The sequence below is a fragment of the Bradyrhizobium sp. 76 genome (assembly GCF_023073025.1).
In the GTDB taxonomy this organism is placed as follows: Bacteria; Pseudomonadota; Alphaproteobacteria; order Rhizobiales; family Xanthobacteraceae; genus Bradyrhizobium.
Genome location: NZ_JADPIS010000137.1, coordinates 1 through 20550 on the forward strand (window position 1 = coordinate 1; position 20550 = coordinate 20550).

At 59.1% G+C, this 20550-nt stretch carries 18 protein-coding genes and 1 pseudogene; 12 read left to right on the forward strand and 7 right to left on the reverse strand.

All coding sequences use genetic code 11. The annotated features are described in order from the left end of the window. Positions 1-475 precede the first annotated feature (475 nt). Together IVB48_RS34750 and IVB48_RS34755 are read left to right on the forward strand one after the other, a co-directional pair. Positions 476-1801, forward strand: a complete 1326-nt coding sequence (locus IVB48_RS34750) for an MFS transporter (RefSeq protein ID WP_247407359.1) — start codon at positions 476-478, stop codon at positions 1799-1801. Positions 1802-1962: 161 nt separating this feature from the next. Beyond that, a complete protein-coding gene (locus tag IVB48_RS34755) occupies positions 1963-2145 on the forward strand; it encodes a hypothetical protein (RefSeq protein WP_247407362.1) in 183 nt (60 codons plus the stop codon). Positions 2146-2299: 154 nt separating this feature from the next. Here the strand turns inward: IVB48_RS34755 and IVB48_RS34760 are convergent, their stop codons facing one another. From IVB48_RS34760 to IVB48_RS34785, 6 genes are all read right to left on the reverse strand, one after another. Continuing rightward, positions 2300-3535 (reverse strand): FAD-dependent oxidoreductase, encoded by a 1236-nt coding sequence (locus IVB48_RS34760; RefSeq protein WP_247407365.1) that lies wholly within the window; start codon positions 3533-3535, stop codon positions 2300-2302. Beyond that, on the reverse strand, positions 3532-4407 hold the full coding sequence (locus IVB48_RS34765) for a sugar phosphate isomerase/epimerase (protein WP_247407368.1): 876 nt from the start codon (positions 4405-4407) through the stop codon (positions 3532-3534). Before IVB48_RS34765 ends, IVB48_RS34760 begins: the two co-directional genes overlap by 4 nt. A gap of 28 nt (positions 4408-4435) precedes the next feature. Then, complete coding sequence (locus IVB48_RS34770) at positions 4436-4756, reverse strand: Rieske 2Fe-2S domain-containing protein (protein ID WP_018457738.1); 321 nt, start codon at positions 4754-4756, stop codon at positions 4436-4438. Positions 4757-4910: 154 nt separating this feature from the next. Beyond that, entirely contained in the window at positions 4911-5906 is a 996-nt protein-coding gene (locus IVB48_RS34775; protein WP_247407371.1) for a sterol desaturase family protein, read from the reverse strand. Between the two features lie 109 nt (positions 5907-6015). Continuing rightward, positions 6016-6846: a 3-methyl-2-oxobutanoate hydroxymethyltransferase gene (locus IVB48_RS34780; protein WP_247407439.1), complete on the reverse strand. Its 831-nt coding sequence runs from the start codon at positions 6844-6846 to the stop codon at positions 6016-6018. 336 nt (positions 6847-7182) lie between these two features. Next, complete coding sequence (locus tag IVB48_RS34785; protein WP_247407374.1) at positions 7183-8118, reverse strand: ribokinase; 936 nt, start codon at positions 8116-8118, stop codon at positions 7183-7185. Between the two features lie 246 nt (positions 8119-8364). Here IVB48_RS34785 and IVB48_RS34790 point away from each other — a divergent pair, with 246 nt between their 5' ends. The 7 genes from IVB48_RS34790 to IVB48_RS34820 all read left to right on the forward strand — a co-directional run bounded on the left by IVB48_RS34790 (position 8365) and on the right by IVB48_RS34820 (position 15847). Then, positions 8365-9252 carry an AraC family transcriptional regulator gene (locus IVB48_RS34790; RefSeq protein WP_247298918.1) on the forward strand — a complete coding sequence of 296 codons (888 nt, stop codon included), beginning with the start codon at positions 8365-8367 and terminating at the stop codon, positions 9250-9252. 430 nt (positions 9253-9682) lie between these two features. Further along, a complete protein-coding gene (locus IVB48_RS34795; protein WP_247407379.1) occupies positions 9683-11197 on the forward strand; it encodes an amidase in 1515 nt (504 codons plus the stop codon). A 36-nt stretch (positions 11198-11233) separates the two neighbouring features. Continuing rightward, positions 11234-12091 (forward strand): branched-chain amino acid ABC transporter permease, encoded by an 858-nt coding sequence (locus IVB48_RS34800; protein ID WP_247407382.1) that lies wholly within the window; start codon positions 11234-11236, stop codon positions 12089-12091. Between the two features lie 4 nt (positions 12092-12095). Further along, complete coding sequence (locus IVB48_RS34805; RefSeq protein ID WP_247337861.1) at positions 12096-13316, forward strand: substrate-binding protein; 1221 nt, start codon at positions 12096-12098, stop codon at positions 13314-13316. 78 nt (positions 13317-13394) lie between these two features. Beyond that, positions 13395-14432, forward strand: coding sequence for a branched-chain amino acid ABC transporter permease (locus tag IVB48_RS34810; RefSeq protein WP_247407442.1), 1038 nt, complete (start codon positions 13395-13397; stop codon positions 14430-14432). After that, entirely contained in the window at positions 14419-15153 is a 735-nt protein-coding gene (locus IVB48_RS34815; protein WP_018457729.1) for an ABC transporter ATP-binding protein, read from the forward strand. The genes IVB48_RS34810 and IVB48_RS34815 overlap by 14 nt, the downstream gene beginning before the upstream one ends. Further along, positions 15146-15847, forward strand: coding sequence for an ABC transporter ATP-binding protein (locus IVB48_RS34820; RefSeq protein ID WP_018457728.1), 702 nt, complete (start codon positions 15146-15148; stop codon positions 15845-15847). The genes IVB48_RS34815 and IVB48_RS34820 overlap by 8 nt, the downstream gene beginning before the upstream one ends. 131 nt (positions 15848-15978) lie before the next feature. On the opposite strand, the pseudogene IVB48_RS34825 reads toward IVB48_RS34820, so the two are convergent. Then, positions 15979-16381 (reverse strand): annotated as a pseudogene (locus IVB48_RS34825) (IS5/IS1182 family transposase); the annotation flags it as partial. A 352-nt stretch (positions 16382-16733) separates the two neighbouring features. Between IVB48_RS34825 and IVB48_RS34830 the strand changes: the two are divergent. The 3 genes from IVB48_RS34830 to IVB48_RS34840 are packed head-to-tail and all read left to right on the forward strand — an operon-like array spanning position 16734 to position 20541. Then, positions 16734-17912, forward strand: coding sequence for a Tm-1-like ATP-binding domain-containing protein (locus tag IVB48_RS34830; RefSeq protein ID WP_247407384.1), 1179 nt, complete (start codon positions 16734-16736; stop codon positions 17910-17912). Further along, on the forward strand, positions 17905-18729 hold the full coding sequence (locus tag IVB48_RS34835) for a phosphoenolpyruvate hydrolase family protein (RefSeq protein WP_247407387.1): 825 nt from the start codon (positions 17905-17907) through the stop codon (positions 18727-18729). Before IVB48_RS34830 ends, IVB48_RS34835 begins: the two co-directional genes overlap by 8 nt. Before the next feature lie 36 nt (positions 18730-18765). Then, entirely contained in the window at positions 18766-20541 is a 1776-nt protein-coding gene (locus IVB48_RS34840) for an FAD-dependent oxidoreductase (RefSeq protein WP_247407390.1), read from the forward strand. Positions 20542-20550 lie beyond the last annotated feature (9 nt).

Sequence of the window (20550 nt, forward strand, 5' to 3'; positions counted from 1 at the left end):
CCTACTTCAACCAGCCGCCATTCCGCTTGGCGGCCTAACCCCGGCAGACGCTCCACTTATCGAGGCGGAGATTCTGTTCAGACAACCGGGACCAGCTCTAAGTACGACCGGCGTTGAAAAATAGCGACCGTGAGCGAGACGCTCTTTTCGCCCGCGGATGATGCCGCCAACTCACGGCGTCATCGCCATAGAAAGACGAACGCGACGCGCAAAGCGCGGGTGCAACAGGAGGGAACGGTGAAATGAGCCAGACGCTCGCATATGCAGGCTGCTTGCAATATCAAAACGAAACGGCTCGGGGACGTCATCTCCGCGCACCTCTGTCTTCTCGCCTGAGTTCGCCGCGCACAGCGCGGAGGTGCTCGCTTGTATTCCGCATCAGCGCCACTGAAGCCGACGAACGGCGATGAGCTCTCGCCTCGCACTCCTGCGCCCATCATCCATGACGAATTGATTAAAAGAGCGGAAGCAAACCATGCAATTGACAGCACACCCGGTAGGCGACGTCGTTGAGATTGAAAAGTCCGTCGCGACGAGGTCAATGACTCTGGGCCTCGGCGGAGGCGTCGCCCTCGAATTCTACGACTGGCAGCTCTATGGCTTCATGGCGGCATTCCTGTCGCCGCACTTCTTTCCAGCCACTGACCCTGTTGTCTCGCTGCTCGCGGGACTGGCAGTATTCGGAGCAGGGTTTGCCGCACGGCCTTTAGGGGCGGCGCTGCTCGGCCCCATCGCAGATCGCATCAGCCACAAAGCCGTGATGCTGATCGCTGTTTCCGCTATGGCGCTATCGTCGCTGATGATCGCAGTGCTGCCAGGCTACAAGGATCTCGGCATCACTGCCACCATCGTGCTGGTTTCCCTCCGACTGGTGCAAGGCCTCGCCGTAGGCGCCGAAGCGGGCGTTGCCAATGCGATCGCGATCGAATTGGCACCGTCAGGTCAGGAGGGACGATACCTCGGACTGATCAATGGCACATTCATCATGGTGGGCTCGATCGGAGCCAGCTTGGTTGCTTTCCTGGTCAGCGGCGCCGTGTCCCCTGAAGTCATGCGCGATTGGGCTTGGCGCGTTCCGTTTGGAGTCGGAGGTATTCTAGGCTTGCTCATCATCTATCTTCGGCAGACCCTTCCAGAAACCCTAATCGCTCGCGCTATGCATCGGGTCGACGAGGACTCGCGCATCCAAAAAACGACTGGCGGTGTGTGGAAAGCGCTTTGGAAGGCAAGGCTGTCCCTTTTCGCCGCGATTCTGGTTGTTGGCGGCGTGCAGATCGCTAATTACACGTACAATTTCGGTTTGCCTAACATTGCCAACGGCGTATTCAAGGAAAACAGCACTTATGTGTATGGCATCGTGACGGTCATGGGCGCGATTTGGATGGTGTTCTCGCCGACAATCGGTGCCTTTGCGGATAAGGTGAAACCGTCGCGGGCGTTCGTGATGATGCGCCTGCTGCTAATCCCGTCGTTCTTTCTATCCCTGCTCTATGCCGAGAAGAGCATTCTGACCTTCTCCATCGTTATGTTGGTGGGCGGAACTCTGGTCGGCTGCAATATGGCGCTATATAACTTTATTGCCACAACGTTGATGCCCAGAAATATTCGGACCACCGGCGTCGCCCTCGGGTACGCTATTGGCGCAACGATATTCGGCGGTACCACACCATTCCTGCTGCTATGGCTCCAACGCTCTAATCTGTCCTGGGTGTTTCCATTCTATGGCACAGCCGTCGCGTTGCTTAGCATCATAGTTTATCTGATCGCGAAGAAACGAGGCGGCGTGTACGTCAGGGATTAGGCACGGCGCGGCTTCGTCTCCTACCTCTGCCTACCCCAGCGTGAACGATACACAGCACGAAAGGCCCCGCCTTTGGACGGGGCCCTTCTCATTCAGACCGATTGCAACACGGAGAAATGGCCTGCTCTGGATCGAGCGTCATCCGCAGATTAAGGACGTTTGTGATCTATAGTCGCAATCTTAGCCTCGGCGGGCACAATGGGCAGGTTTTCGTTCCTCGTATCTACGACCAGTCGATGGTGGCCGCGGCGCCCCCGAAGTCGGCCGCGGATGGATCCTGGCGCGACGTCGAGCGCAAGCTGATCGGCGCAGGGAGCACAGCCATCAGCATCCAGCCGTTCTAGCCCCGCACTCGTATAGCTCCAGCGTCATTGAGGACCACATAGGCCAGCCGCGTAGCGCGCCCGAGCGGCGAGCAGCATCAGCATCGGATTAGCGCCAGTTCTCCGGCTGTAATCAGGATCGGCGCTGAGGCGGTCTTGGATACCGAATTCTATTCTAACCCATTAGTTTCTTCATGTTCATCTCGGGCCTTGCGAGCGCGTCTGCTGTAGGTCTAAGCCGCCTCCCGATCATGATTTCGGCGGCACGAATTTCTCTCGCTACGACACCTAGGCTCCCGAACCCGCATGCGGCCACCAGGCGCCCATCTGCTGCGAGGTAAAACAAGATCTGAGCCCTCGCACCAAAGTCTCTGATTATGGGGATTCCTCCTTCCGGAACGAGGCCCACGATTTGCAGTGTCTCGTCGTATTGATCCGACCAAAACCAAGGAACGTCCTCGTAAGGACGGTTCTCGCCCAGCATGTTCGCCGCCGCCGCCGCACCTTGCCGCTGGGCGTTGCGCCAGGCCTCCAGCCTGATTCGCCTTTCATAGAGGCGGTGAGGAAACGAACAACAGTCACCCGCCGCGAAAACGTGCGGATCTGAAGTCGCGAGCGTCTCGTCCAGAGCGATACCGTCCTCGATTGCTAGTCCCGCCGCTTGCGCAAGGCCGACATTCGGCGTCGCTCCGACCCCAACGATCACGAGATCGGCGTCACGCGAGCGACCGTCGGCCATTACCACTTTGGAACGGCCTTCGCTCCTATCGATGCGTTCGACGACCGCGCCTATCTCGATGCGCACGCCAGAACGTTCGTGCTTGGCTTTGATCAACTCGGCCATAGAAGCTGGCACTGCCCGCGTAAGTAGCCGCGGTCCTGCCTCGAGTACGGTCACCGAAGCACCTCTCGAGACGGCGCTCGCGGCAACCTCAAGCCCGATGAAGCCGCCTCCGATCACGATCACGTCGCATCCTTGACCAATGACATGGCGGATGCGCGTGGCGTCCTCGTACGTCCGTAGTGTCGCCACCTCGGCTCCTTCGGCGATCGGAACGATCAGTTTCCGAGGTCGGCCTCCCGTGGCCAGTAGGAGACGGTGATACGCTATCGCTGAGCCGTTTGAGAGCGTAACCATGTTGGTCACGCGATCAATTGAGACCGCTTCGCTTCCCTGAAGATACTCTATTTCCAACTCGGCAAGGCGTTGTGACGTCACAATCAGCTTGGGTCCAGGGTTCATTTTGTCGAGCAGGAGCGCCTTGGATAGAGGCGGGCGCTCATACGGCAGTATAGATTCGTTGCCTACTAAGACCAGTCTGCCCCGCCATCCACGTTCGCGCAGGGCGATGGCGGCGGCTGTGCCGGCTTCGCCCGCGCCGACAATCACTATTGTGGATTTTGCACTCAAGTGGCCACCCGATCGCCAGTTGAAGGCGGCGCATCGTTTGCCACACTCTCGAACACGTTGCGCACGAGGGATTTGAGTAAGAGAGCTTCCTTCCAGCGGTCTGTGCTGTCGTTGCCTTGTCGGTCGGTAATTGCATAAGGCTGCGGACCAAGTTCGCAGACGAAAGCGAGACGAGCATCCGCACCAGCGCGCCTTTGCCAGCTCTTGAATCCATACTTCCACCAACAGAGAAACAGATCCAACCAGATTTTGTGCTGAGGGAACGTGATCTCAATTTGTATCTGCACGCGCGATGCAACGCGGCCATGAAATGCCCAGGTGCGGTCGAGCACCTGCCGCACCTGCGCTTCGTCTTCGTCCGAGATCGGATACCAAAACTCGCGGCCCAATAGGACGTGCGAGAGATCAGCAAGCATGCGCATCTCGGGAAACTGATCCATCAACTCGAGTGCAAACAGGAGATCTGTCGTCATCCTATTGCGATGCGTCTCGAAGTAGATCGGCATGTTCGCATCTTGCGCCACCCTGATCCAGCCTTCCAGCAGCGGGACACAGTCGGCGACACGGCGCGGGCGAATGTCAGGCTGGACGTCGAGATGCACGACATCGAGGCGCCGAGCAAGGTCAATGGCAGCTTTCAGGTGATCGATCGTCTGCGGGAAGCACATACCCTCGACTGCAAGTCCCGAGCCGGCTAGGGCACGTGCAATCAGGGCGACGCGCGCAGGATCAGTGCACGAGGTGCTAATGCCGTCGAACCCGGCTTCTTGGATCATCGCTATGTTCTGATCGATGGAACGTTCGACCCCGTCGGGCTGGCGCCGTTCCATCGCCCAAAGGGACTGTAGTATAAGCAAGCTCTGCTTCGACATTGTCCTGCATTCCGCCCTTTGGCTCCAATTAGAGCTTGATGAAGACGGTGTCGTTCTCGACCTTCACCTCGTAACTGCGCAAGTCGACGCATGCGGGCAAAGCACGCGACTCGCCCGTTCGGTAATCGAAGGTCCCGAAGTGCTTGGGACACTCAATGATTCCGCCGTCGACGATGCCATCCGCTAGATGGACTTTCTCGTGGGAGCAATGGCCATCGATCGCGAAGTAGTCTCCCTCGGGAGAGCAAACAACTACAAACGTGCAGCTACCATGATCGAAGCGAAGGGTCTCTTCGGGCATCAATGCATTGGTAGCACAGGCGGCAACCCATTCTCCTTGGCTAGTCATTCCGTATCCCTCTGAATCTAAATCGCAACAATTGCACCGATGCCTTGGCAAATCCGCGACCCGCGCAAATGTCCTTGGCGGGCGGACGGGAGGCTCCCGCGCCTGCGCAGTGCTAGTAAGAAGAGAGCCGGACGGACATTCCGCAACATCAGAGCTAACTGCCGCGCGCCCACTTCTTGGCCTTTATGCGTTTGTACATCCTCTCGTCCGCTTCCGGAGAACCGTCGTGAGCTGTGCCGAACCACTCGTCGAGCGGGATGCGACGCTCACCGTAGTTCACTTCGAAATACTTGTGGTGGAGGTAGTGATAGAAGTTGTCTGTGTTGACGGCCTTCGCATCGTCTACGACCACCCGGTCGAAACCGGTGTGAGACTTCGCGGCGGACAACCCTGCGTGCATGAGCTGAAACATTGCATGCACCGGGTGGGAGGGCACGACGAAATGGATCAGCACGCCGGAAAAATAGGCGATGTGTTCAAGGGGAGACATTGACAAGCCCGACCACGGCCCCGGGTTTACGTTCTTGTGGTGTACTTTGTGTACGATGTGGTACAGCGGCCCGATATGAATGAGCCGGTGAATCAGATAGAAGTGCAACTCGCGCCAGACCGGCATCACCAACACGATGATGGCGCAGTACACCGGGTGCTGTCCGAAATCGACGTACGGCAGATAGCTGTTAGCGTAGAGCCACCAGGTGGCCGCCTCGTATGCGGTCCATACTGGCACCGCGCTACACATGGTCCAAAACACGTTCTCAGCCGTCTGGCTTCCGAACATAAAGGCCGTATTGTCGGTGTCGAGCCACTTTGCATTATACTTGAAGTTGGTTTCCTGGCGCCGTTGGATATAGAGGATGAAGTGAAAGCTGCCATAGACTAGGAGCGTTAGCCCAGCGTTGCGCAGCAGAATGAGCAAAATCCAGTCAGCGCGGAATTCCCGCATTGTATCAAGCGCGGGTGTCAGATAGATCCACGATACAAGCGAGATCACGAAATAGAGGGTATTCCAGGGCAAGAAGTACCCCGGCAACCAACGAATAACTTTCTTCGGTTGCACTGGCCAGACAAAAATCGGCGCGCGTTCGGGCCTCTTGTTCGGTGTCCAATTCCCGCGTTTGTCGCGCGCCCCGTATAAGATGTCATCCATATTTGCTACTCCATCAACGTTTTGAAGAGAGAAGCTCCCCTATGCGGCCAGATTCTCAGGCGCCGAGACATCATCGCGGTCATCGCCCGCACGAGACTCAGATCAGAACTCAAAAGCCCTCTTGCTTCAGCCTTGACATAAACGCGGCGAATTCGCCGTCGTCGATAATCGAGGTTTCCTGCGGCCCCGGAAACGCATTCGCACTGACGTCAGCGCGAAATGCACTGAGGGCTTTCACACGCTCTTCCTTGACACGCTCTTGCAACGCTTGCAGGTTTCCATAGGTCCGGGCGTGCCGGGGCCGCCGGCCTTCGCCACCACATATGTCCTCGGTGAAGAGAAAGATAACGTCCGCATCAGGTCCGGAGCCAAGCGAAACCGTCACCAGTCCGGTTCGCCGACGGATCTCTGCCATGACTCTGGCGGGGATAACCTCGCATTCGACTGCAAAAGCGCCTGCCTCTTCGAGGCGGCGGAAGCGATGAAAAAGCGTCAAGGCCTCGTCGGCATTCTTGCCGAAAGCGCGAAGCTTTCCGACCCAGGTCGATTTCCTTGGAACGAGTCCCAGGTGACCCACGACCGGGATATCTTCGGCCGCGAGCATAGAGACGGTCGCCATGCCGCGTGCCGTGATGACCGCATCGGCGCCGTCGGTCAGCGCCTTCAATGCGGTGCGTAGGATATCGTCCCGGGTTACGGCATCGGCAAAGCCCAGCGCCGCAGTGACGAAAAGCCGTTTCGAACCCTTGCGCACGGCCTCCACGTTGCGGGCGCGGGCAACCAGCATCTGGACACCAGCTTCCTCCGCAGCTGCTGCCTCGTCCGCCGTCTCAGCGGTGACTTGAGTGTAGCGCTTGCCCGAGTCTCGGGCCGCGCACAGATCGGCTACGGTCACCGTGCGCTCAGCTTCGCGCGCGGCCCAATCGTAAATCCGCGGCATCTTGCTCACTAGCTCTCAAAGTTATTGCCAAAGGTCCGGCGCGTCGAACCGGCGCCTGTCAAGGAATTTCGGAGGGTCGCCTCGCCACCTATCAACTGCGTGTCGTCCTTCGGTCGAGTGTCCATGTACAAAGTCGTCAAGCCGCCGGCCATCACTATGCACATGGTTCGATATGCGGATGCCCTGCAGCGACAGCGAGACCATGCCAAACGAAGTGCGGCGGGTTTGGATATGGTGGCTCACAGCCGATCCTCACCTCGCTCATGCCTCTCTTGACGACGGAGCAGGCCAAGTCGGCATCTGGAAGCATGTGGTTCAGGCTCATTCTGAATCCTTTCAAGCCGACGCGAAACTTGTACGATACATCTCGTCGACTGCTCTACGTGTTGCCATGCCAGGAATGACCCCGAGCTTGGTGCAGACCAGGGCGCCGCAGCAAACCCCGAACCGCGCCGCTTCGATCACATCCCGTCCTTCGGCCAGAGCCACGGCGAAGCCGGAATTAAACGCGTCGCCAGCGCCAGTCGTGTCCACGACGTCGACCTCGGCGGCTGGGATGGCTGTATCGATCGTGTCGGTCACAATGAGCACGCCGCGGTCGCCAAGGGTTACGATGACATTGGCGGCGCCGCGCTTGCGCAGCATCTCCACTAGCTCGCGCGAAGGGCGCGGATCGTCCGGCCGTAGACCGAGCAGAATACGAAGTTCGCTCTCGTTCGGCGTAAGGTAATCGACTAGCGGGAAAATCTCATCAGGAAGCGGCGCGGCGGGAGCTGGATTAAGGACAGTTTTCTTGCCGTGTTTTCGGCCCAGCTCCATGGCTCGCATTGCTACCTCGACCGGGGGTTCGAGCACCGCCATGACGACGTCGCTCTCCCGGATGCGGCTCTCGGCGCGATCTACATAAGCCGGGTCCATAGCGTTGGTTGCGCCATAGTCCATGATGATGAAGTTGTCACCGCGCTCGTTGAGAATGATGAAGCCCACCGCCGTCGGACTCTCAGCGATTTGCTTGACATGCGCTGTACCAACGCCCTCGGCTTTGAACAGATCGGTTGCGATATCGGCGAACTTGTCTTTGCCGATGATGGCCACCAGCGAGGAGTCCGCCCCCAGCCGCGCGGTCGCAACCGCCTGGTTTGAGCCCTTTCCGCCAGGCCCCATATCGAAACTGCTGCCGAGCATTGTGACGCCGAAGACGGGAATGTTCGGAGCCCTAATGGTAAGTCCCACCGCGAAGCTGCCTACGACGGTGATTTTCGGTTTACCCATCGATTCCTCCCTTGAAGGTGCTTAAGGCTCGCGCTTGTGTGGATTGCCTCCACGATATCGGCATAAGGGAAGTGCGGCGCTCAGCGTGACGGCGCTGTTCGCGGGCGCTGAGTATTGACACCAGCTCCTCCCTAAATACTCGCAGCAGCCGCCCAAGGAGACAAAACGTGCATCCAGGATGGCCCATCGGCGAGTTTGCTTATTAGTCGTTGTGAGCGAGCATAGATGTGCAGCTCGTGCGTAGAAATGGACAAAGCACGCTCTGACTTATATAAAACGCGCATGGTAAAAATACTGCAGCGCACATTTTTCCCTGAGAGCCATCAGTATGTCCTTCCTGATGTCGCCTGGACTCGCTGCGCCTTTACGGTGCTGAGGGCTGGTAAAGTCATCACTGCCCCTGACCATCACATCGCGCGAGATAGCTATCCGGGCCAGGACATTCTCTACTGCACAGCGGGTCATGGCTTCGTATCGAGCGAGGGAAGGACATTGAGCGTTGGGCGCAATCAATTGATGTGGATCGCCAACGAGACACCGCATGCGCACTGGCCCGACGAGAGCGATCCCTGGACCGTTCTATGGGTACGGATCGACGGACCAAACTGTGCAGCCATTCGGCGAAAGGTGTTCGGCGGTGGTGCAACCCTCGCAACAATATTGGCGCCGAACAACATCGACCGGTGGTTCGAAGAGCTGTTTGGTGTTTTGCGCGCTCGAGATGATAACGTCGATATGGCCCTCAATCACCTTGTGGCAGAACTGCTGCACCTCATAGCAGCGCCTTCACCTCCGCACGGTGAGTCTCGTCTTCCAGCCCCATTGCGCGCCATCGTCTCAAAGATGCGGCAGGCTCCAGCGCGATCCTGGCATGCCGAGGAACTGGCCTCCGTCACCGGTCTCAGTGCCGCACAAACGCGGCGGCTATTCCAAAGGTATCTACAGATCAGTCCGCGGCGCTGGCTGATCCGAGAGCGTATTTTGATGGCGCAAAAGTTACTTTTGGAAACTGACGCGGGGCTCGATGCTATCGCCGAACGCTGCGGTTTCTGCGACGTCTATCACTTCAGTCGCGAATTTAAGCGCAGCACTGGCACGGCCCCCCGTACTTGGCGGCGCGCCGAAGGGAATTGAATCGATACGTTGCAGCTTTCAACGTCTGGCCATTAAATGTTTGGAGCACATCTCCAAGGTGAAGTAGCTGGATGTTTCCCTGCGGAAACTAAGCCGCTAATGCATTGCGTTGCTCTGTCAGATCGCTGCCACATTGCAACTCTAAGCTGACGACGCTGGTTTGCTTGTGTCGCCGCGCCGCTTCGTCAAAAACGAGCTGCTCGCGTTAACCGCGACAGGAAGTGGCAAGGTTTGGCGGCTCGGCAGGGGCTCCGCACCCAAATGCATTCAGCACCCGAAGCCGTTTTACCCAATATTACCCAGATCACGTTGCGCGCCCACTTTGGGCGAATGCACTTGCTCCGCAGTATGTGGCGAGTAAGTGGCCATCGTAGAATAATCGATGGGCGGCACGTCCAAATGCCGGGATGAAATTTCTTAGGAGAGCCTCATGTCAGTCGCCCTTCCCACGCCAACCCAGCTTCGTAGCATCGCCGAACAGTGTGGTCTCTCACTGACCGATGAGGACGTTGCCTCGTTCCTAGGCCTGATGCAGGGCTCGCTCGAAGCGTACAATCTCGTCGCTGCAATGCCCGACGAATTGCCGGTGGTCAAATATCCACGCACTCCGGGCTATCGGCCGTCACCGGAGGAGAACCCGCGCAACGCCTGGTACCGCAAGTCGACGGTGAAGGGCGCGGCGAGCGGCAAGCTCAAGGGCAAGACGGTGGCCCTGAAGGACAACATCATGCTGGCCGGGGTGCCCATGATGAATGGCTCGGCCACCCTCGAAGGCTACGTACCCGACTTCGACGCCACCATTGTTACGCGCATGCTCGATGCTGGTGCCGAGATTGCCGGCAAGGTTCACTGCGAGGCTTTCTGTCTCTCGGGTGGCAGCCACACCAATGCGACCGGTCCGGTGCATAATCCACACAGGATGGGCTATTCGGCCGGCGGTTCTTCCTCGGGAAGCGGGGTTGTGGTCGCGCTCGGCGAGGTCGACATGGCGATCGGGGGCGACCAAGGCGGCTCGATCCGCATGCCATCCTCGTTCTGCGGCACATACGGTATGAAGCCGACCTGGGGTCTCGTTCCCTACACGGGCATCATGCCGATCGAGGTCTTTATTGATCACACCGGACCGATCACGGCAACAGTGGCCGATAACGCGCTGCTGCTCGAGGTGATCGCCGGTGACGACGGCTACGATTCGCGCATCAAGGCACCAAAAATTGACGAATACACCAAGGCCTTGGGTGCAGGCATCAAAGGGATGAAGATCGGCATCCTTAAGGAAGGTTTCGAGCAGCCGTCCGCGGAGGCTGCGGTCAATGAAAGCGTACGCGAGGCAGCCAAGCGCTTTAAAGATCTCGGTGCGACTGTTGAGACCGTCTCCATTTCGATGCATCTCCTCGGGGCGGCGATCTGGACCCCGATCGGAACCGAGGGCGCCGTCCAGACCATGATGTTCGGCGACGGCTATGGTCTCAGCCGAGGCGATCTGTACCCGACCTCCCTGATGGATTTCCATCGCGGGTGGCGGCGGCAGGCAGACTCGTTGTCCGAGACGAACAAGCTGTTCCTGTTGCTCGGCACGTACATCAACAACACTTTTGGTTCCAGGTTTTACGGCAAGGCCGTCAATATTTCCCGCCGCCTCGCTGCAACATACGACAAGGCTCTGGAGACCTATGACCTTCTACTCATGCCGACGACGCCGATGAAGGCAACGCCGCTGCCGCCTGCCGGCGCCAGTCGCGAAGACTATTTCACGCGCGCGATCGAGATGTTCACCAATACCGCGCCATTCGACATTACGCATCATCCAGCCATGTCACTGCCCTGCGGAATGGTCGACGGCCTACCAGTGGGCCTGATGCTGGTCGGTCGTTACTTCGAGGAATCCACCGTCTACCGCGCCGCCCATGCTTTCGAACAGATGGGCGACTGGAAGAAGATGTGAGACGGGCTGCGATGGCGTCCGGGTGGATCGCAACATATGACTAACGCATTCATGGCGGCATTCGACATTCTGAGCTTCGGCGCGATCATGGTCCTGATCGTACTGGGCCTCGGAGTCATAGCGAGCATGATGGGCATCTTCAATTTTGCCCAAGGCGAGTTCGTGTTGCTCGGTGCCTATATTACGTATCTCGCCTATAGCCATGGTCTCCCCGTTTGGGTCGGTATGGCGGCCGCACCGATCCTCGTCGGATTGCTGGGTTTTGTACTCGAAGCACTCATTATCCGCCGCTTCTATGCGGCACCGATCGTGGCGATGCTCGGCACCTATGCCCTCGGTCTTATCATCCGAGAAACGGTGCGGGGCCTGATTGGCGGCTTCTATCTGACGGTTCCGGAGCCGATTGGCGGATCTATCGCTATCGCCACGATGCACATCTCGGCCTGGCGCTTCGCGATACTCGTGATCACGGGTTTGGTGATGGGGGCCTGCTATCTGCTCCTGTCGCGCACGAGCTTCGGCCTGCGCGTTCGGGCGACGCTAGAAAATCCAGCGCTGGCGCGCGCCTCTGGCGTTTCGACGACGTTCATCTATGGCGCCACCTTTTCTTTCGGCGCAGCGTTAGCGGGGCTCGCCGGTGCGCTTATCGTGCCGGTTTTCGATCTATTTGCCGATCTCGGAATTCGTTTTCTGATCCAGGGATTTGTTGCCGTCATGGTCGGTGGCGTCGGCTCCTTCATCGGACCGGTGGCAGGGGCTGGCGTAATCGGCGCTCTTACCGCGGCGCTACCTTGGGCAGTGGCACCGGTAGTCGCCGACGTGCTCGTCTTCGTGCTTGCCATCTGTTTCATCAAGTTCCGCCCGCAAGGCCTCATCGCGCAAAGGGGAGTGTAGTCATATGATTGCTGATCGCGTCCAACTCACACGTCGTCGTTTCCTTTCGAACTTCGCTTTCACGGCTGGTGCGATCGCCACAGGAGCCAGCAGTTGGGTGATCCGCCCCGACTGGGCCAATGCGGCCGAAGGCCCCATCAAGGTCGGCATCGCGATCGATCTCACCGGCCCAATCGGCTTTGCCGGAAAGGCGGATGCCAACGTCGCCAGAATGGTGATCAAGGAAATCAACAATTCCGGCGGACTTTTGGGCCGGCCGCTCGAGCTTTATATCGAAGATACCGCCTCTAATGAATCGGTGGCGGTGGGCAATGTGCGCAAGCTGATCCAGCGCGACAAGGTGGACATGGTCCTCGGCGGCCTCGCGAGCTCGATGCGCAACGCGATCAAGGATGTAATCGTATCACGGGGCAAGACGCTCTATATTTATCCACAATTCTATGAAGGTCAGGAATGCACACCATACCTGTTCTGCACCGGCGCCACACCGGCGCAGCAATGCGACACATTTATCCCTTGGCTGATCAAAAACGGCGGCAAGAGGTTTGCCCTTCCAGGTTCTAACTATATCTGGCCGCGTAATCTGAATGCATACGCCCGTAAGTTGATTGAAGCAAATGGCGGCGAGGTCGTGTTCGAGGAGTATTATCCTCTCGACCAGGTCGATTTCTCCGCTACTGTCCACGGGATTATCTCTAACAAGGTCGACACTGTCTTCAACACTGTCATTCCACCCGGTGTCGGCCCCTTATTCAAGCAGCTCTATGAAGCGGGCTATCTCAAGAACGGCGGACGGCTTGCTGCCGTGAATGAGGATGAGAATTATCTTAGCCTGCATCCGGTCAATGAGATGGAAGGGCTTGCGAGTTGCCTCGACTATTACAAAGCAGTCGCCAAAGATGATCCCGTCTCCGCCAGAATTCAGGCGGCCTATGAAAAGGACTATCCTGGCGATTCCCTGTTTGCCGCGAGCAGTGCCGCGCCCAGCACCTATCGCGGTCTGAAACTTTGGGAGGCCGCGGTCAAGGAAGCCGGGAAGGTCGATCGCGAGTCGGTGGCTGCGACGCTCGATCACGCCAAGATCGCGGAAGGTCCGGGCGGACCCGCCGAGATGGTGCCGGGCAAGCGGCACTGTAAGATGAACATGTACACGGCGGTGTGCAAAAGCGGGAAGTTTGAAATCGTGGAACGTAGCAATGGGCTTGTTGATCCCAGGGAATGCTGACGAATCGCGGTGGATGCGATGAGCGTGGTAGAGAGGCCATCGGTGCCCACATTAGAAGTGAATTGTGCGACGGCTGAAATGGCGGAAACCGCCTTTGCAGGGCAAGTTGGCCCTGCGCGACGGGTCCTGCTCATCATCGAAGGGCTAGTGCTGATTGGAGCACTAGTCCTCCCGGTGATGCTGCACGACTATCTTACGGTGTTTGCGACTCGCGTCGTGATCCTGGCGCTCTTCGCTCTCTCGTTCGATCTGGTGTGGGGGTATGCCGGGATCATGAGTTTCGGGCAGGCCCTCTTCTTCGGCTCGGCAGGCTATGGCGTCGCGCTGCTTGCACGCGATCTCGACATCACCTCAATCCTTTTAGTGCTGCCGGCGGGCACACTAATCGGCCTCGTCTTCGCGCTGCTGCTCGGTGGTTTCCTCCTACTCGGCCGGCATCCAGCCAGCGTGATCTTCGTTTCGCTCGGTACGCTCACCGGCGCCTATGCCGCCGATCGTCTCGCGCGAGGCTGGTACTATCTTGGCGGCCAGAACGGCATTCCCTCGATTCCGCCGATGACGCTCGGCTCCTACGAACTCTCGGAAGGGCCGATCTTTTACTATCTCGCACTGGGGCTTCTCGTCATTGTCTACTTAGCATGCCGCTTCCTGGTGCGCTCGCAGTTCGGTCTCGCGCTCGCTGGCCTCCGCGAGAACGAGCAGCGCATCGCTTTCTTCGGCTATAAGACACAGCATCTGAAGGCCATAGTGTTCGCGATCAGCGGCGCCATCGCAGGCCTGGCCGGCAGCCTCTATGCCTTCCACGAGGGTTTTGTGTGGCCCAACATGATCGGCGTTGTGGTCTCCACGCAGGTCGTGCTCTACGTGCTGTTCGGCGGCTCCGGCACGCTGATAGGCGCGGTGATCGGTACGGCCATCGTCGAAGGCCTCTCTTTCTGGCTGTCGGACAATTACCGCGACATCTGGCCGATCATTCTGGGCCTGCTCCTGCTACTCGTGATCCTTTTCCGGCCGCTCGGGCTTATCAGCATAGTGTTGACGGAGCGCGAGCGCGTGGGTGGCTTCGCCGCGAAAGGGCAAAGCAAGAAGAGGGCGCAGCATCATGCCGCTTCTTGAAGCCGCAGGCATTGGAAAGATCTTTGGCAAGCTTACGGCACTCGATGGCGCGGCTCTCACGGTCGGCGAGAACGAGTTCCACGGTTTGATCGGGCCGAACGGTTCGGGCAAAAGCACGCTGATGAAGTGCATTGCCGGGGCGGAAGTGCCGACGAAAGGCAAGGTCAGCTTCATCAACACTGACATCACCGCATTCACGCCCACCGAGCGCGCTCGGGCTGGCATGAGCCTGAAGTTCCAAATCACATCGGTGCTGCCAACCCTCACCCTCTACGACAATATCTTGCTCGCGCTGCAGGGGCACTGCTCGCTTCTTGATCTTGTGTTCTCGCGCAGCCGCAGACAGTTGCACGACCAAGTCATGATGATGCTCACCCAGTTTCGTCTTGCCGATCGCGCGTTTGATGCCGCAGCTGCGCTTTCTCATGGTCAGCAACAATGGCTGGAGATTGCGATGGCGCTCGCGGGCAAGCCCCGGCTCCTGCTTTTGGACGAGCCCACCGGAGGCATGAGTCTGGAGGAGCGCCGCGTCACCGGCGAACTCTTGCGACCAATCAAAGAGCATTGCTCTCTCGTTATCGTAGAGCACGATCTCGATTTCATCCGCGATATCTGCGACCGCCTCACCGTCCTCGACCAAGGCAAGGTGCTTGCGACAGGAAGCGTCGCGGAGATCCAGGCCAACAAACGTGTCCAGGAGATCTACTTACGCCGTGCTTAAACAACAGTTCCTCGACATAAGGCATCTCGACGCGGGTTATGGCCGCAGCCAGGTGCTGTTTGACATTACCCTCGGCATTCCTAGGCGCGGCGGTGTCGCCGTGCTTGGCCGGAATGGTGCAGGCAAGACCACGCTGATGAAGGCCATCGTCGGCGAGCTACCAAGCTGGAGAGGCGAGGTTTTCTTTGATGGCCACGATTTCAATCGCCTCCGGACCGAGCAGCGTGTGCGCGCCGGTATCGGCTATGTGCCGCAAGAGCACTCGGTGTTCGCACGCCTCTCGGTACGTGATAATCTCGCAGTGGGATCGCTCTCCAACACCGACGCTTCGGCGATTGATCGGGTCCTGACGATCTTTCCCAAGCTCGGCCACCGCTTGGATCAGGCAGCCGGCACTCTTTCGGGCGGCGAGCGTAAGATGCTAGCGATCGGGCGTGCGCTACTGGGAAGCCCAAAGCTGCTGCTGCTGGATGAGCCGACCGAGGGAGTTTGGATCGGCGTGATCGAGGAGATCACTGAACGCCTGACTGCGCTCACCAAGGAGATCGCGGTGATCATCGTCGAGCAGCACCTGGATCTCGCTTTGCGCGTGGCGAGCCACGCGTACGTACTCGATCGCGGCCGCATCGCGCTGCACGGCGCGGCAGGCGATGTCCGCGGCAATCCGGAACTTCTGCGGTACCTCGCACCTTAGTTTTTAGCGCCAGTCCGAGATAGTTAACTCACTCGCTAAGTGAGCTTGGCGGAGCAGGCGAGGGTTCGCCATAGCAGTCCGGCGAACAGGCCGCTCGAGCGTTGTCTGAGTCAGCGAGGATGCGGCGGCATGTTGTGGCCAACGGCTGAGAGGATGACATTTGCGGCATCGTCGGCGCTGCACTTGAGGTACGTGGCCGAGGTCACCTTCGGCTTTTGTGTGTCCGATCATGGGCTCGATGGGGAAGCGGCGGCGCAGCTCTCGCCTAATGACACCGAAGACGCCGCGCTTCTCCCGGAAATGAAGACGCGAAGGTGAATTTTGTGCGTCGTGACCGCAGTGCCCCTGCTAGGCCCGCTCAATCGCACAGCCACAGAGTGTCTCGGCGCAGTCGATGACGTCCCGCAAACGTGTGACCTTCGCAGGGGGGCGGGCATTGCGCCGGCGTGCAGCACGAATAGGCCACCACGGGCCCGGCGGTTTGTTGCTGAGGACGGAGGTCCTCACGTCCAATTCGTAGGGCGCGGCGGCCTTTGCCGAATGCACTCCGGCTCCGGGGCATGGGTTGCGCTTGCAGGGGCGCCAGGATTGCTTGGTCGAGCCCACAGACACGCCACATCAAGTTCCAGAAGGACGCGCTTTTGAGCAAAGCTGAGGGGAGGCCGGCAGTCTTCCTATAAGCCGCCGTTTCAGGGCATCTACCCAATCTTACCCAATCACACTCCTCGCCGATGTTATAGCCAGCGTCGGCTCGGTTTAGACCACATGCTATTAAGAATGATCCGGGAGGAAGATCGTGTCTCACCATTGCACGGGCGACCAGGGGTCGGTCCGGGATGGTAATCGATCTGGGATTTCGGCCGGCGCCTCAGGCGCGGTTGCAATCGTGGCTACGCTGGACACCAAAGGCCCCGAAGCATCCTTCCTCTCGGACATCATCCAAACATGCGGCCGAAAGACCATCCTGATCGATATCGGGACCTCGAATAATGAGGTGAAGGCCGCCCACGCAACTGACGCGAGCCGCGCGCGCTCAGCCTCGCCCGCCGAGCTCCTGAAAGAGATTGCCGCAGCTACCCGCATAAAGGTGGCTGGCCTGCTCGCCTCGGGCGCAATCAGCGCGATTGTGGCCATTGCAGGAGGCAAGGGAAGCGCTGTTTTCGGCGAGGTCGTGTCTGATTTGCCTTACGGCTTCCCCAAGCTGCTGGTGACCAGTGCAAGACCAGCGCTCCTGGCCGAACTCGCGATCCACAACGACATCATGCTCTATCCGACCTTGGTCGATTTCTTCGGCATTAACGCGTTCACGGCAAGGGTGCTGGAGAATGCAGGCCGAGCCATTGCGGCCATGCGCTATGTGCCGGCGAAGCATGGGTGCGAAAGAAAGATTGTTGCGATCACGGCCTTCGGTGTGACGACGCCCGCGGCAACTCAATGCGTGGCACGTCTTGCAGAGGCCGGCGCAGACGCGATCGTTTTTCCTGCCAACGGTGCTGGCGGTCGCAAAATGGAGCAGCTGATTGCTGCCGGCGAATTCGATGCCGTGCTCGATCTGACGACAACGGAATTGGCCGACGAACTCATGGGAGGCACGGCCAGCGCCGGGCCCGATCGGCTCAAGGCGGCCTCGCGCCGCTCAATCCCACAAGTCATCGCGCCCGGCGCGATCGACATGGTCAATTTTGGTCCACCGGCCAGCGTTCCCGATCATTTTCGCGGCCGCCAATTCTATTCACATACACCGTACACGACACTGATGCGAACCACGCCTGCGGAGAGCGCAGAAATCGGCCGGGTTACGGCCGAGCGGCTCTCGCAAGCACGCGGGCCGGCAGCCGTGCTTTGGCCAGCCAAAGGCGTGTCCGATTACGACCGAGAGGGTGGCGTCTTTCGCGATGCCGATGCCGATGGGGCATGGCTCCAGGCAGTTAAGGACAATCTCCGGCCAGAGATCGTTGTTTGCGAGCTGGACTGTCACATCAACGACCCCGAATTTGCCGAGGCCGCCGTGACGTGGCTCCTCAAACAACTAGGTCAAGGAGGCTCGTCCCGTGCGGATGTTTGAGCGAACCGAAATTCTCTCGAGGATTGCAGGTCAGGTCGCGGAGCGAAAAGCGGTCCTTGCCGCGGCGAGCAGCTGCGGCCTCGTCGCAAAATGCGCCGCACTCGGAGGCGCGGATATGCTGGTGGTCTACTCTACTGGGCTCTCGCGGCTCATGGGGCTCCCCACCAGTCGTATCGGTGACTCCAACGCGCGTACGCTGGAGCTTGCGGCAGAAATCCGCAACGTCGTGTCTTCCGTACCCGTCATAGGCGGCGTCGAGGCCTGGGATCCCCTGCGGCTCGATCTCGACAGTCTTCTCGACAGTTTCCTAGCCGCAGGATTCTCCGGTGTCATCAACTATCCGACCATCTCCACGATGGGAGAGAAATGGCGTGACCGCCGCGGTCGCGTTGGACTTGGCTTCGAGCGCGAGCTCGAGATGATTGCGACTGCCCGCAAGAAGAACATCTTCTCGCTTGCCTACGTTGCGAGCCCCGAAGATGCCAAAGCCATGGCAAGCAGCGGAGCCGACTGCATCGTCCCACATGTCGGCGCGACGCGCGGCGGGCTCGTGGGCCATGAGGAGGGCCAGTCCATCCAGGAGGCGATCCGGCGCATCAACGAGATCAACGCGGCCGCGCAAGCGGTCCGCTCGGACGTCATCCTGCTCTGTCATGGTGGGGCGGTCGCGGAGCCCCAGCACACGTTCGAGGTCTATCGGTCGACCGAGTGTGTCGGCTTTGTCGGGGCCTCCTCAATCGAAAGAATACCGATTGAACGCTCGGTCAAAGCGGCGGCAGAGGAGTTCAAAGCCGTTCCCCTTCCGCGACATCACTGACGTTCATCCAAAAGGAAACACCGCAGCGAGGCGGAGATGGACAAGCCGATCAACCAATCAGGCGAAAAAAGGACAGCGGCATTGCCAGCAATAGGTGCTACTCAAACGTTCGAAACAGAGGTGCTCGTGGTCGGTAGCGGAGCAGCCGGACTTTCGGCGGCACTCTACGCCGCAAAGAATGGCCTTCGCGTGACGGTTTGCGAAAAGTCTTCGCGTCTCGGCGGGACCACGTCGCTGTCGAATGGCATGATCTGGGTTCCCTGTTCGCTTCAGGCGCGCTCCGCCAAAATCGATGACTCGCTTCCAAAGGCCAGGACATATCTTGAGCATGAGCTTGGCAATTACTATCGGCATGACTTCATCGAAGCCTACCTTGAGGACGGGCCGCCTGCGCTTGCCGCTCTCGAGAACGGGACAGACGTCAAGTTCACGCTGGCCTCGGCGCCCGATTATCACTCAAGCCAGGTCGGCGGAGTCGACAAAGGCCGGGCACTCAGCCCTGCACCCTACGATGCGCGGCTGCTCGGCCCCGACTTCGATCTGATCGGCGACCCCATTCGCGTTGTGCTCGGGGGGATGATGATTTCTTCCAGCGAAGTCCGAAGCTTCCTGAATCCGTTCCAATCGTTTGCTTCCCTCAAGCATGTCTTGCGTCGCGTGACTCGCTACGCGCGGGATCGCTTGAGCTACAGGCGCGGCACCGAGTTCAGCGGAGGCAATGCCCTGATTGCGCGCCTGCTCGTGAGTTTGCGGAAGTTAGGCGTAGAAATATGGCCGGCGTCTCCTCTCGTTGAGCTCGTCATGGAAGACGGGCGCGTCACAGGGGCAATCGTCAAACGCGGCAATTCTGAGATCCGCGTGCGCGCATCCCACGCTGTCATTCTCGCGACCGGCGGCTTCGCCCGCAACGCGCAGCTGAGAGCCGAGCTGAGCGGCCCACACCAGCATGACGACACGCTGGCTCATGCCGATGTTACAGGCGATGGCATTAACCTTGCCTCGAAGCTCGGAGCTGCAATCGACAAGGACGTCGCTTCTGCAGGGTTCTGGACTCCAGTCTCGATGCTCAGGAGTGGGACAGGCTCCCAAATTGTCCCCTACGGATGGCTCGACCGCGGACGACCCGGCGTCATCGCGGTTGCCCCGAATGGGCAACGTTTCGTCAACGAATCCAATTCATACCACGATATCTGCCTCGCGATGTTTGGAAACGGATATCCCGCAGACAAGCGGTTCTACTTCGTTTGCGATCACGAGTTCGTTCGGCTGCGGGGCATGGGACATCTGCTGCCTTGGCCATGGACGCTGAGTATCCGGAAGTACGCGCGGCTCGGCTACGTCACACTGGGCCGAACGATACCGGAGCTAGCCATGCAAATTGGGTTGAATCCCGGCGAGCTCCAAAGGACGGTCGAGGAGCATAATGCGCACGCCGCCACTGGCGTCGATCCGCTCTTCAAACGCGGTGAATCGGCGTTCAACCGCACGCTTGGCGATCCCTCGGTAGGAACGAAAAATCCAAATCTTGGGCCCATCCAGAGTGGCCCCTTCATCGCGCTGCCGATCGTTCCGGCAACGCTCGGCACAGCCGCTGGCTTGGCGACCGATAGCTACGGCAAGGTTCTGGACGCAGAACGCGAGCCAATCCCGGGTCTTTATGCCTGCGGCAATGATATGACCTCACCAATGCGTGGAATTTATCCGGGAGCAGGCATCACCATCGGCCCCGGCATAGTCTTCGCTTACCGGGCAGTTTCGAACATTCTGGCATCCGCTCATCGCGTGCAGAAGGCGCCTGCATCCGCAACGTGAAATCGCGAC

Bases quoted from the DNA above. Each gene is read 5' to 3' on its own strand.
- IVB48_RS34750 (WP_247407359.1), top strand. From the start codon at position 476: ATGCAATTGACAGCACACCCGGTAGGCGACGTCGTTGAGATTGAAAAG.
- IVB48_RS34765 (WP_247407368.1), bottom strand. From the start codon at position 4,407: ATGTCGAAGCAGAGCTTGCTTATACTACAGTCCCTTTGGGCGATGGAA.
- IVB48_RS34770 (WP_018457738.1), bottom strand. From the start codon at position 4,756: ATGACTAGCCAAGGAGAATGGGTTGCCGCCTGTGCTACCAATGCATTG.
- IVB48_RS34775 (WP_247407371.1), bottom strand. From the start codon at position 5,906: ATGGATGACATCTTATACGGGGCGCGCGACAAACGCGGGAATTGGACA.
- IVB48_RS34780 (WP_247407439.1), bottom strand. From the start codon at position 6,846: ATGCCGCGGATTTACGATTGGGCCGCGCGCGAAGCTGAGCGCACGGTG.
- IVB48_RS34785 (WP_247407374.1), bottom strand. From the start codon at position 8,118: ATGGGTAAACCGAAAATCACCGTCGTAGGCAGCTTCGCGGTGGGACTT.
- IVB48_RS34790 (WP_247298918.1), top strand. From the start codon at position 8,365: ATGGACAAAGCACGCTCTGACTTATATAAAACGCGCATGGTAAAAATA.
- IVB48_RS34795 (WP_247407379.1), top strand. From the start codon at position 9,683: ATGTCAGTCGCCCTTCCCACGCCAACCCAGCTTCGTAGCATCGCCGAA.
- IVB48_RS34800 (WP_247407382.1), top strand. From the start codon at position 11,234: ATGACTAACGCATTCATGGCGGCATTCGACATTCTGAGCTTCGGCGCG.
- IVB48_RS34805 (WP_247337861.1), top strand. From the start codon at position 12,096: ATGATTGCTGATCGCGTCCAACTCACACGTCGTCGTTTCCTTTCGAAC.
- IVB48_RS34810 (WP_247407442.1), top strand. From the start codon at position 13,395: ATGGCGGAAACCGCCTTTGCAGGGCAAGTTGGCCCTGCGCGACGGGTC.
- IVB48_RS34815 (WP_018457729.1), top strand. From the start codon at position 14,419: ATGCCGCTTCTTGAAGCCGCAGGCATTGGAAAGATCTTTGGCAAGCTT.
- IVB48_RS34835 (WP_247407387.1), top strand. From the start codon at position 17,905: ATGTTTGAGCGAACCGAAATTCTCTCGAGGATTGCAGGTCAGGTCGCG.
- IVB48_RS34840 (WP_247407390.1), top strand. From the start codon at position 18,766: ATGGACAAGCCGATCAACCAATCAGGCGAAAAAAGGACAGCGGCATTG.